General features: G+C 68.3%; 11 protein-coding genes. All 11 read right to left on the bottom strand.

From position 1 onward, the window contains the following. Positions 1-2: 2 nt before the first annotated feature. Positions 3-4,259, bottom strand: a complete 4,257-nt coding sequence (locus tag ACFWYS_RS40705) for a phage tail tape measure protein (protein WP_384780866.1) — start codon at positions 4,257-4,259, stop codon at positions 3-5. 55 nt (positions 4,260-4,314) lie between these two features. Further along, a complete protein-coding gene (locus tag ACFWYS_RS40700) occupies positions 4,315-4,695 on the bottom strand; it encodes a hypothetical protein (protein WP_384780863.1) in 381 nt (126 codons plus the stop codon). Continuing rightward, positions 4,638-5,198 carry a hypothetical protein gene (locus ACFWYS_RS40695; RefSeq protein WP_384780860.1) on the bottom strand — a complete coding sequence of 187 codons (561 nt, stop codon included), beginning with the start codon at positions 5,196-5,198 and terminating at the stop codon, positions 4,638-4,640. The genes ACFWYS_RS40700 and ACFWYS_RS40695 overlap by 58 nt, the downstream gene beginning before the upstream one ends. Positions 5,199-5,200: 2 nt before the next feature. Further along, a complete protein-coding gene (locus tag ACFWYS_RS40690) occupies positions 5,201-5,848 on the bottom strand; it encodes a hypothetical protein (RefSeq protein WP_384780857.1) in 648 nt (215 codons plus the stop codon). A 130-nt stretch (positions 5,849-5,978) separates the two neighbouring features. Beyond that, the gene (locus ACFWYS_RS40685; protein WP_384780854.1) at positions 5,979-6,428 is read right to left on the bottom strand and encodes a hypothetical protein; all 450 of its coding nucleotides are present in this window, start codon (positions 6,426-6,428) and stop codon (positions 5,979-5,981) included. After that, a complete protein-coding gene (locus ACFWYS_RS40680) occupies positions 6,425-6,853 on the bottom strand; it encodes an HK97 gp10 family phage protein (protein WP_384780851.1) in 429 nt (142 codons plus the stop codon). Before ACFWYS_RS40680 ends, ACFWYS_RS40685 begins: the two co-directional genes overlap by 4 nt. Continuing rightward, the gene (locus ACFWYS_RS40675) at positions 6,853-7,284 is read right to left on the bottom strand and encodes a DUF6093 family protein (RefSeq protein ID WP_384780848.1); all 432 of its coding nucleotides are present in this window, start codon (positions 7,282-7,284) and stop codon (positions 6,853-6,855) included. Before ACFWYS_RS40675 ends, ACFWYS_RS40680 begins: the two co-directional genes overlap by 1 nt. Then, entirely contained in the window at positions 7,274-7,645 is a 372-nt protein-coding gene (locus ACFWYS_RS40670) for a hypothetical protein (protein WP_384780845.1), read from the bottom strand. The genes ACFWYS_RS40675 and ACFWYS_RS40670 overlap by 11 nt, the downstream gene beginning before the upstream one ends. 147 nt (positions 7,646-7,792) lie before the next feature. Next, complete coding sequence (locus ACFWYS_RS40665) at positions 7,793-9,430, bottom strand: hypothetical protein (RefSeq protein ID WP_384780842.1); 1,638 nt, start codon at positions 9,428-9,430, stop codon at positions 7,793-7,795. Positions 9,431-9,671: 241 nt separating this feature from the next. Next, a complete protein-coding gene (locus ACFWYS_RS40660; RefSeq protein ID WP_384780839.1) occupies positions 9,672-10,280 on the bottom strand; it encodes an exonuclease domain-containing protein in 609 nt (202 codons plus the stop codon). Between the two features lie 252 nt (positions 10,281-10,532). After that, on the bottom strand, positions 10,533-11,738 hold the full coding sequence (locus ACFWYS_RS40655; RefSeq protein ID WP_384780836.1) for a DUF6302 family protein: 1,206 nt from the start codon (positions 11,736-11,738) through the stop codon (positions 10,533-10,535). Positions 11,739-11,772 lie beyond the last annotated feature (34 nt).

The raw sequence follows: 11,772 nt of genomic DNA, 5'->3' as shown, positions 1-11,772 counted from the left end.
GGTCAAACCCTCCCGCCACGCTGCGCGTTGCGCAGGTTGCGCATCATTTCGGTGCCGATCTGCTCAGGTGTGGCGGAGCTGTCGGTGACGGTGACCGGCATGGTTCCGATCAGCGGCTGCTGCTCACGCACGACGACGACCTGGACGCGCCCGCCGGCGCGGGCGTCCACCACGCGGGTCCGGGCGGCGTCGTTGCCCGTGCGGACGTCGAAAGCCCGCACCACGCCCGCCATGACGTCCTCGCTCCGCGCCCGCTTGAAGGAGCTGGCGAGCACGGGGCTGTAGTCCTGGCTGTCTCTTACGCCGCCGTTGGCGAACCACTCGACCTGTCCGCCGAAGCGGCCGACGACTTCCTCCACGATGGCCTTGCTGCGGTCCCGCTTGGACTGCGCCAGCGGCACGTAGGCCTCTCCCCCGGTGGAGGGCTCCGCCCAGATGCGCCAGCTCCCGGCCGGGGCGATCTGCGCAACGTGCTGCTCACGACGGGGTCCGGTGATCCCTCCGTCGGCGAAGTAGTCGACGACGGCACCGTCCGCGTGGCGGTTGGCCCGCCTGCTCAGGTTCTCGGCCTGTTGACGCACGGCGTCAGCGGCCCCGGACCCGTCGCCGAGCGAGGAGAAGACGCTGACGTGGCGCGTGGTGACGGTCACCGACTTGCCGCGCAACGCGTCGATGCGTTGCTGAATGGAGTCAGCGGCCTTGCGCGGGCCGCTGGTCGGCACGGTCACCTTGACGTTCTTCGAGCCGGGGACCTTCTCGATACGGAAGCCGAGCGCCTGAAGTTCCTTACGGGCCTGCGCGGTCGGTGCGCGCACGATGACGGACTTCGCGCCGGGCGTGGACCGGATTTTGGCCTGCACCGCCTCCAGGCTCTTGATGGCCGCGGCGGTCGGCGCGGAGACGCGGACACGCTTGCTGTTCGGGGTCTGGCCGAGCTTGTCGATCAGCCCGTCGAGGTTCTTCCGGGCGGCGGCGGTCGGCGCGGTGATCTTGATCTGCCGAGTGCCTGGCACCGTCTCCACCGTGAAGCCGAGCTCGCGCAGCTTCTTCTGCGCCCCGTCGCTCAGCGAGTCCACCTTGATCGTCTTGGCGTTCGGCATCCGGTGGAGCTCGGCTTGCACCGCGATCAGGTTCGCGAGCGTGCTGTCCATGCCCTTGGTCTGGAGCAGCAGGGACACCTTCGACGGCAGCAGGCCGAGGCTGTCGGCGACGGCTTCGGCCTGGGTCCGGGTCAGGCCGAAGCCGCGGGCTGCCTGGATCGCTTCGGTGCGTGCGCGGCTCATCTCCCCTCGGGCCTTGGCCAGCGCCTGGGGCAGTGCCTCACCGTTGCGCTGGGCCAGGTCGTACGTCGCGACCGAGGCGTCGGCCGCTGCATCGGCCAGTGCGGTGAGCTGGGTGTAGAGCTGCTGCCCGTTCCTCGTGGTGGTGTTGAGGGTCTTGTCCTCGTTGACGAGCTGTCGGCCGCCGTATCCCTGGTCGCGGCTGACGTTTCTGCTGCCCTCTTGTAGATCGAGGACGGCCGAGTTCACCTTGGCCTCGGCGGCCTGGAGGGAGATCTGGCCGCCCGAGAGCAGGTCGAGTGCCGACTTCAGGGAACGGGTGCGGGTGTCGGCGTCGGCGGTCTCATCCGCCAGGCCACCGACGGCCGCCTTCAGCCTGTCGTACGCCGACGTGCCGTCCCCGGTGCCCTTCGTGGCCTGTGCGAGGTCCTTGGCGTTCTTGATCGACTCGGCCATCTCGCCCTTGACGCTGCCGAGTGCGTCGGCGGCGTCCTTGTACTGCTGGCCGACGTCGGTGTAGTCGAGGACGGAGGCCTTGCCTGCGGCCACGTCCTTGTAGGCGCGGTGGGCGTTCGCGGTGGTCAGTAGCTGCTTTTGCAGTGCCTCCAGTGAGGTGCCCTGCCCGAGGTAGGCGTCCGTCAGGGTCGCGAGCGGCACGCCGGCCTGGTCGAGGACCTTGGTGAGCTGGCCCTGGCTGGTCTTGGTGTCCAGCAGGGCTTGGGCGGCCTGCTGGCGCACGTTGCTGTCGATCTGCCCGCCGGATTCGCGCAACGCTGAGGTGAGTGAGGAGATGCGCTGCTGGTGTTCGGCCGCGGCCTGGGCCGCGCGCTGCTGGCGGGCGGCGAGCTGTCCCAGGCCGACAGCGACACCTGCCATTGCGATGCCGAACGGCCCGCCGAGCGCATTGGTGATGCCGCCGAGTGCTGAGCGCAGGCCCGAACCGGCGGCACGGGTCATGCCGTTGAGGGTGCCGGTGAAGGTTGTGCCTGCGCCGTTCGCGCTGCGGAAGGCTGTGGTCATGGTGCCGAGGAATCCGACTCGCGCCTGTAGTACGGCCCATGCGGCGCCGTACCTCGACAGGGAGACACCGGCGCTGGCGGCGAGGGACTGCTGCACCCGCATCTGCTGGGCGAGGGACTGGAAGCCGCTGCGTACCGGCCCGCTGACCGTGTTCGCGACGTTGGTCAGGGCCGGCTGGAAGCGGCGGAACAGCAGCATCGCCAGGGCGGCGGACTGGATCGGCGCGGGCAGCGCACCGAAGGCGGTGACGAGTCCGCCGACGAGGTGGCCGATCGGCACGAGGACGAGGGACAGGCCGGAGACGGCGTCCATGGCCGCGTTGGCGACGGTGGCGATGATGTCGAGCGTTCCTGCCGCCGCGCCGCCGTCCTCTCCCAGCGTGGAGAGGGCGGCCACGATCGGCTGGGCGCCGTCCGCGGCGTTGTCCAGGACCTCGCCCAGAGCCCGGGCCGCGTTGATCAGCAGGTTCAGGCCGGTGGCGAGGGCGTCTTCGCCGAGTTCCGTCAGCGGGCCGACGAGCCGTTGTGCCTCATCGATGAGCCCGCCGAGACCGGCTTCGGCCTTCTGCTTCAGCTCCGGCCCGTACAGGACGGCGAGGTTGCGGCCGTACTCCAACGCGGTGGTCAAGTACGGGGTTGCCCCGGCCATCCCGCGGGTCAGCAGCCGGGTCACCCACTCCAAGCCCGGAGCCATGCCGTCGTACAAGGCCAGCCCGGTCTGGCGGGCCTGGGTACGCAGCTGCATCATGGCGCCCGCCAGGCCCTGGCCGCGCGAGGCGGTGATGGACGCGGCGGCGCCGGTCTGGCGTACCGCCACCGACAGCGCATCGAAGGACTCGGTGCCCTGATGGGCGAGAGCGACCGCACCGCTCAGCGCCGGCTTGCCGAACGCCTGGGTGACAGCGGCGGTGAAGTCCCTCTGGGACATCTCGTGTTCGGCCTTCGACAGTCCCTCGATGACCGTACGAAGACCACGGAAACGGCCCTGTGCGTCCCAGGCCTCGATCCCGAGCTCCCTCAGCGCGCCGCGCATCTTCGGCGTCGGCGCCGCCAGGTTCGCGAAGATCCCCCGAAGCGATGTGCCCGCGGTCTGCCCGAGGATGCCCGCCTTGCCGAGCATGCCGACCGCGGACGCGGTGTCCTGCAAGGAGACGCCCAGGCCGTGGGCGACCGGGCCCGCGTACCGCATCGAGTAGTAGATGTCGGTGATGGAGCCGGAGGCGTTGTTCGCGGTCGCGGCCAAGGTGTCGGACGCCCTCGCGGCCTGATCGGCACCGAGACCGTACTGGTCCATGATGTCGCCCAGATACTTGGCCGACGTGGCGGCGTTGACGTCTGCAGCGGAGGCGAGCTGGAGCGAGGCGCGTACGGCGTCGATCGACTGATCCGCCCGGAAGCCTGCCTTGGACAGCTCGACCATGCCCTCGGCAGCATCGGCAGCGGTCGAGCCCGGCAGACTCAGGTCGTTGCCGAGTTCCTGTGCCACAACCGCGGCGCGCTGCATCTGGGCGGCGGTGGCGCTGGTGACCGCCCGGAACAGGTTCATCTGCCGCTGGTAGCGGTTGCCTTCCTCGACCATCTCGCCCGCGCCGAGCAGCAGACCACCACCGGCGAGTACGTTGGTAGCGGAGATGCCGCGCCTGCCAGCTCCCGCCACGGCCCGCTCCAGGCGGGACATGGAGCGGGCCCCGTCGTTCCCGGCCGCCCGGAGGCTGGCGCGGGCCGTCGCAGCGCGGCCGGTGATCTGGCCCAGCTCACCGGCGGTCGCGCGGACAGAGCGGTTGAGCGCGGTGAACTGGCTGGTGAGAAGGTCCCCTTGCGCATCGAGGCGGGCGAGGGTGCGGGTTGCAGCATCCGTGCGGTCCGCCAGGGTGCGCATCTGACCGGAGGCAGCACGCGTTCCCGCGATCAGGTCGCGGACCTCGGCGCGCATCGCCACGGTCAGGGTGAACCCGGCCACCGCAGCGGGCCTCCTTCCATCGTCGGGCAGGGGTTGTTCAGGGGCGTTCGTCGTACTAGGCGCGCGGCAGGAGCTGGATCTTCACGCCATATCCGGAGCGGTCGTTGGGGACGTGGTCGCGTTCCTGCTCGATCAGCTCGCAGCCGGGGCAGCGCACCGTGTCGGTGACGTAGGCGTGCCGGTCACCGCCGCGTTGGTCGTCCCACTCCTCCAGGCGGGTGTGGCACTCGGGGCACACCGACCGCTGCCACTGCGCCCACGCCAGCGCCTTGGCCCGGTCCAGCTCCGTCCACCGGCCGTCGCCGCCGAGGAACTGCGAGTGCGGGATCCGGTATCGCTCGCACAGCTCCAGCTCGGCGCGCAGCTGCGCATCGCGGCTCAGTCTTTTCCCAGCTCCACCCGGCTCTCTTGCTGGACCTGCCAGGCCGCGTCCCACAGGGCGTTGGCGTCCGGAGCGGACCAGCCGTTCAGCAGCTCCTCGGCCTCCTCACGGCTCATGCCGTCCATGGAGGCCGCCGAGACGAGAGCCGCGGGGAACGTGTCCGGGTTGAAGATCGCGCCTTCCTCGGTCTGCTGTTCGGTCGGCGGATGCTCGGCGATCAGGTCCTCCAGCACGGGGCGCGGTATGGCCCGGAAGGTGAGGAAGTCCGACGCGGCGTCCAGCGCGGCTCGGGCGTCGTCGTGCGTGGCAGCAGCGTCAGCGGCTCGCTGGAGGGCCTGCTCGTCGCCTGGGCTGGCCTCGGCGAGGAACCGGGCACGCCGGGCGGCCTGCTCACTCTCCTCGAACCGCTGGCGAAGGGGGTCGTCGTCGCAGATGCGGAGCTTGTTCTGCGGCCGGGGGCGGCGGCGCAGGCGGTCCATCTTGGCCGCCCACTCCCCCTCCGCCTGCGTGGCGGCGGAGGGGGACGCCGGACGCTTGGCCGGTGCGGGACGTGACATGGTCAGTCCTCGTCGCTGTGCTCGCGGACCGTGGCAGCGGTCTTTGTGGTGCTCACGACGGTCACGTCGACGTGGTCACCGTCGTGGTGGCCGTGCTCGTCGTCGCAGTCCTCAACCGGCGTGGGCAGTGGGTGCGGGGGAACTGCCTCGGGTACAGGGGCATCCAGCGAGGGCTCCTCGGTGACCGTGAAGGTCACTTGGAACTTCGCGGCCTCGTTGCCGGTCGAATACGTCGCAGCGCGGGTGGCGACCTGGGCGGGGAACACGTCGACCGACCGGGAGCCGGGGATGTCGCCCTTGCGGAGGAAGGCGACGAAGCCCTGGGCGCCCTTGGGCAGTTGCTGCTCGATGTCGTCGGAGAACCGGTCCTCGTAGAAGGTCAGGGAGCTGGCGTCGGCCTTGTCGTTTCCCGGGATCGAGGAGTTGAAGGTGGTCCCCATGTCCGGGGTCTCGATCGGCTCGTTCTCCAGAGCCCAGCCCTCGATGTCGCTGACCGCCTTGGTCAGGTCGAAGCGGTTGGGCTTGGAGATCTCCGTACGGGTCGGCCGCTCAGGGTTGTTGACCTTCTGGAGCCAGTAGATCTTGGAGATGCCGCGCCGAAGGAATCGGGTCTGGGCAGACGGCTTCGTAGACGGCTTCGTCGAGGACACAGGTCCGCTCCCACTTCTGGGGCAGCGTCCCGTGCCGAGGCCCTGCCCCTTGAGGTTCAAAGGGGGTTCGCCTGGCCTGGGGCCTAGCGTCCGCGCGGGCCTCCGCGGTGAGGATGAAGAATGCGATTCTTCAGGCGGGTGTCACGGTGATCGTGAACCGCTGTACGTAGGACACGATAGCGCCTGCCGCTGACACTGACGGCTCCCCTCCGGCGTCATGATCCAACTCACGGTCAATGACACGGGCTTGGGGAACACGCAGGTCGTAGGCCCATCCGCCGTCACTGCGGCCGATGATGCCGTCGCGTACGCGGTCGGCCAGCCACTCCACCTGGTCGCCGCGCTCACCGACCGAAGTGACCTGGTAGCCCCAGGCCACGTCCGCGTGCCAGTCCTCCAGCGGCGGACCGCTGAACTCTCCCGGCAGCGAATCCAGCACGGTGTACGGCGCCGTGGCAGGGGCCCACTCACCTGACTCGCCCTGTACACGCGGGAGTTCACCTATGCCGCACGGCCGGCCGGTCGCCTTCTCGATCAGCGCCGCCATTGCCCGAGTCACCGGCATGCGGGGTGCGCTCACGGCAGCACACCGTCCTCCAGCGCCTGGAGGAAAGCAGGCTGGGTCTGCCGGAAGGCAGGCTCGACGTGGGGGAAGGGCGGCTGCCGGTAGTGGCGGCCGAGGGAGTCGACACCGACAAAGCCGTACTCCAGCCTCCGCGCCTGCGGGGCATCGGTGAACACCTCTGCGGTCACCTGCCCGCCGCTGGCGCGCACCCGTACATCCCACGACGCCCGGTACTGGCCGGTGATCACATTCGGCCCCGGCCTGCCGCTCGCATTGCGCTGAATACGGACCCGCAGCAACATCGCGTGATGCCGGGTGATCGTCCGCGTGCGGGACCGGGCAGCCGGACCCATCCGCGCCAGAGCAGCGGCCAGAGCGATCGGATCGCGGAACGAGGTCGCATCCGGGTGGGCATTCGGGTGAGAGTTCGCCAGCGCCATCAGTCGACCACTTGCACTCGCAGGATGCGCACCACGCTGTAGGTGCCGACGTGCTGGTCCGAGACCCGGAACCGCCTGCCGACGAGCTGCGGGTCACGCGGACCGCCGGACCGTACCGAACCCGCGACGCGCACCACATCGTCCGGCCTCAACTCCGGTGCCTGCACCGGAAGAACAGCCTGGTAGTCAGTGGTCGGCGGCTCCTGGACGGCCGCACCGTCCAGCGGTCTGGTGATCGCCGGGCGCCCCCACGGCATCACCGCGCCCAGCCCATCCCAGACGAGCACCTCGTCCGGCGCTGGAGGGATCAGTCTGCCCGTCGACTCGTCGAGCACGTCGTCCGCGCGGCCCGCGCTGTCGCGCCACACCTCCAGCTTGTCATCGAGGATGCGGCCGACGACGCGACGCGCGCCGTCCACATCAAACGCCACGTGCCCACTCCTGGAGCTGGAGGAGCATCGCCTGCGTCAGCGAGTGCGGGCCCGTTCCGAGGTCAGGCCGGGCCAGCGCCGAACGTTCAAGTTCCTCGGCGTCGATCGCCGCCAGGAAGACCGCGGCCGCCGGGCCCGGATCGGAAGCATCAGCAACCGAGACGCGGGCTATGCCCTCGAAGGCCGTCTCGGCCCATTCCCCGGCGGACAGGACGACTTGCGGAGACTCCCCTTCGTGGTGACTGATCGCGTAGCCCTTGAAGCCTCCTGGGTCCACCTGCCGTCCGTCGATCTCGATCGCGGCCTTCGGACCGCGGGCGGTGATTCTGACGCTGTGCAGATCCGCTTCGTTGTGATCCATTCAGCAAACGCTAAATCCGCTGTCGGACAGCACCAGACGTACGGAGAGACGGCCCGTGGCTACGTTGCCCCAAGACAGCTCGTCATCGCGGAGGACTCTCCTGGAGAGGCACACGCTGTGGTAGGAGAGAGACGGCCCAACGCCCCCTCAGATTAGGTGGTGGGCTGCATCCAATAGCCCTTGGGTGATGGCGTCGGTAGCGCCCTGGGCGAGGGCGTCACGGATGTGGATTACGAGCTGGTGCATCCGGCTGACTGTTGGTACGGAGCTGGCCGACTCGTTCGCGAGTTGCTCGGCGTCATCGATGAGCTGGCTGCGCTGTTCTTCCGAAAGGTCGACGGTGTGAGCAGCATCCAAGACCCGCCGGGCGAAATCGGCAAAATCCGCAGGCGACGCACCATGGGTAACCTTTAGGATGTTGTGATCTCCGATTGTGGTATTGCCATAGACCGAGCCAATGTTGATATTAGGCTGGTTCTGCATGAACTCCCTCACACTCACTTCGTTTTCCCCTTCGAGACCACATTCGATGCCCGCGCCTGTCAGGCGGAGCACCTGAAGACGCCCGTCGCGGCGGTAAAGAACAGCCAGCCCTTTCTCGCCGAGATACTCTGCGGCCTGCAATACTTCCTCTTGTGTCAGCCGGTCCCGGTACAGGCACAATGCGCCTGAGGCGAGGAAATCCTCCACCATGAGTCGACACTGCGGGTAGGTATCCATGGCGGCTTTCACCAGCGCGCTGGTGAGGTAGTCGAACCGCACCCGGCGGGTGCGGCGGGCAAGCAGGAGCTCCTCCGCTGCCGCCACGCCGGTGATCGTCAGCCGTACGATGCTGTGGCGGAGTGTCTGCAGTACTTCAACGGTTTCCTGCTGTTGGGCGTATGCCAGGACAGCTTGTAGCCGCGCGTCGCTGAGCTGCTGTTCTTGGGTGAACTGCTCCGGATTCTCGTAGCGCAGGGTGTCTTCGCCGACCTTCTCCGATAGCCACAGCACTAGCAGTGCAGCATGTGCTGCCAGGCTCGGCTGTTCCAGATGCCACGGGGTGAACAGGTCACGTACCGGTGGTGCCGCTGGAGCGGGGACCAACCGCTCAGCTGATGCGAGCTGGCGGCTGCGCCGGCTCCAGTAGTCTCCGATGTCCTCAAGGCCGCGGTAGGCTCTGATTCGCCGGTCAACCCCCAATTCCCATCCGAACAGGCCAACGTTGTCTTCCCAGTGAACCGTAGGGGTGACGTCCTCCGGGCTGCCGCCTTCCGGGATGGCAAAGGCGCGAAAGGGGAAAGGGTTGGTCAGCGAATTCGAGTAGACGCACCATGGCTCCTCGCGCGACAGGATGAAGCCCAGGCGTAACAGTTCCTTCAACTCCGGCCGGGAAAGCAATCCCGTTTCAGCTTGGGCGTTCTCGCTGTGTAGCCGGACCGGCTGTTCACTGCGTGCGGGCCAGTGTTCCTCGATATGAGCCAATGTTCGTACCAGCGTGACGAAGGTGTCGATCACGTCGGTGGTTTCGGCACAGTGGGCGGCGCCAGCGGCGGTCAGCTTCAACAAGCTGTTCGGCGAAGGCACATGGTGCCGGCTATCGGGCCAGCCCACTAGCAGATGTGGTGGGAGCTGCGCCAGCATCTCCACTGCGTCGATGCCTTGCTGGTACAGACTCAGGTCGATCATACGGAAGGTAGGCCAGCCTTCCTTCGCTGCCTCCTGCCAGACCAGATTGAGTAGCAGGCGCTCTTCGTCGTTGCGCGGTGCTGGGATGCGGTCGCTACCCGGTGGCTGTCGCGGCACAGCTCATTGTGACGACTCATGCAGGCTTTGCGCCATAGGCCTTTCGGCTAGGGCCTGACTCCCCGATCATGAATGCCGCCTGGCGGTTGCGACTGCCAGGGGGAGGTGCGGTGACGCTTCCGTATACCCTGCGTTTGCGCGGGGCCTTCGGCACGAAGCTCCATCTCGATCCGTTTGAGGAGCGTCGTCTTGCCGGTGGAGTGGGTGCCGAGCACGGCAATACGGATGGGCTGGCTGGTGGTCACCACAGTGTGGGGTCCTCTTCTGGTTGGGGGGCGCCAGGCAGGCCAGGGGGGACGGCCGCGGCGATGAGCTGGTCCCAGGTTTCGTAGTGGCTAGCCATGGTGAGCAGGAGTTGCGCCGTGGCGTAGGCGTCGTAGGTCGCGCGGTGCCTGCCGACGCGCGGGGCCTGTGACAGGTCCGGCTGTGCGTGTTTGATCAGAGCGTCGAGGGTGTAGGACGGCAGGCTCTTGTACGTCGCCTTAGCGAGGCGAAGCGTGTCGATGACCCCACCCGGCTTCCACGTCGGCAGATGGCGGCTCAACTCCCGGTAGTCGACGTGGGCGTTGTGGGCGCAGATCCAATCGTGGCCGAAGAAGTCACAGACCTGGTCGGCGAGTTCTCCCCATGCGGGCTTGTCCACCAGGACCTCGTTGGTCAGGCCGTGGATACCGGCCGCGCGCGTCGTGACCGGGCGTTCCGGTCGGATCAGCCACGCCCCGGCTGTGCTGATGTCCGGCTGGCCAGCACGGACGGGCAGCGCGGCGATCTCGACGAGGTCGGGCGGGTTGGTGCCGTTGCCTTCGACATCGACGGCGAGGACGCGTTGCGGCCAGGACTGGAAGTTCATGGTGTCGGCGTTCCGTTCTCCGCCTCCCGACCGATGGGGGCCCGGCCGTGCTGGCGGTAGAGGTGAGGGGTGTCCGGTCGTGGCACGGGAAGCCGAACACCTGCTGGAGGCAGTTACGCTTGGGTCCGTCCGGGCCCTCCACGATGATGGCGCGTTCGTCGATCTCCACGGATCCAGTCGCGCCGAGATCGCGTGCCGCGCGGGTGGCCTCGACTAGGTCGGGCTTGATCCACGCCTCCTTGCACAACGCCCTCACGGATGCTGCTCGGGCTTGAAGGCGACTCCGGCCAGCGCGCCCGCTTCGTGCGGGTCAAGGTCGGCGTGCGGGTGACTCGGGTGCCAGCGGTGTGGTGGTACGAGTCCTGGTGGCTCCAGGGCCCAGTTGCCGAACAGCGCCTGAATGGTGGCGGCATCGCGGGGCTTGAAGTCGATTCCCGCCATGCGGAATGGCGCCGTGAACCTGGACATGGGGTTGTCGCCGAGGTCAGTGGCGTGGGTGAGGGACAGGGCGCTGCCGGGCGGCAGTTGTTCCCGCAGGACGTCCATCGCCTCGGTCACGGTCTCGTCGGAGCCGATCCAGGGCAGGACGTCATGCAGCAGCACCCCAATGGGACGGCTCCAGTCGAGTACGTACTGCATCCGCCCCGAGGTGAGGAGGTGGTGCATGTACTGGATGTCGCCCTGCACCCACTGCGGTTGAAGGGGGTGCTCTTCCACCGTCGCGCGACTGGCCCCGAAGGCCAGCGCGTTGTGGTCGGCGTAGACGACACGAGCCGTGTCCTGGTGGCGGGCGACGATGTCGTGGAGGGTGGTGTACGGCTCACCGTCATCGGGCGGAGGGCTGGGGAAGGGCATCAGTCCGCATCCCAAGTCAAGGAACTGGCCGATACCGCGGGCCGTGAGGTGACTGATCACGCTCGGCCTGTGCAGTCGGTTGACGACGGCCGCGACCGACAGGGTGTCGGCATCGGCCTGCGCGAGCGACCACACGAACTTCCTGTCTGCCAGGTAGCTGTCGGATCCGCCGATGAGCATGTCGTAGATGCCCGCCACGGTCGGGCCGAGCGTAGGGTCCTCGGGCATCGGCGTGACGGGGATCCGGGGATCCGTCTGGTTCTGTTCTGCCTGGTAGGAGCGCACGCCAGCGTCGTGGTAGCCCCACATCCTCGCCCGCTGCTCCTGATCCCCGAAGGGGGCGCCCAGGCCCCAGCGGATGGTGCGGGGCGCATCGATCGCCTCGACGCAACTGGTGCCGTCCCGCAGGTCCGGAAATCCCGGCTGCCCGTCCAGGGCGAGCAGGACGTGCAGGGCCTGAGTCCAGCCCTGCACGGTGACTTCCCCGGCCACCCGCAGGCCATCCAGGGGAACAGCCAGGCACGTCTCGCAGGAGTCGTCGTTGCCCAGTCTGATCTCCAGGGCCCGATCGACCAGCGTCGGATCCGCCAGCCGCTCCCTCATCACGGTCCGTTCTCGCTCGCATCGTGAGGGGGCG

Source organism: Streptomyces sp. NPDC059010 (assembly GCF_042740355.1).
Classification (GTDB): Bacteria; Actinomycetota; Actinomycetes; order Streptomycetales; family Streptomycetaceae; genus Streptomyces.
The sequence above is the reverse complement of the archived record's forward strand: the minus strand, read 5'-3'. Positions and strand labels throughout refer to the sequence as shown.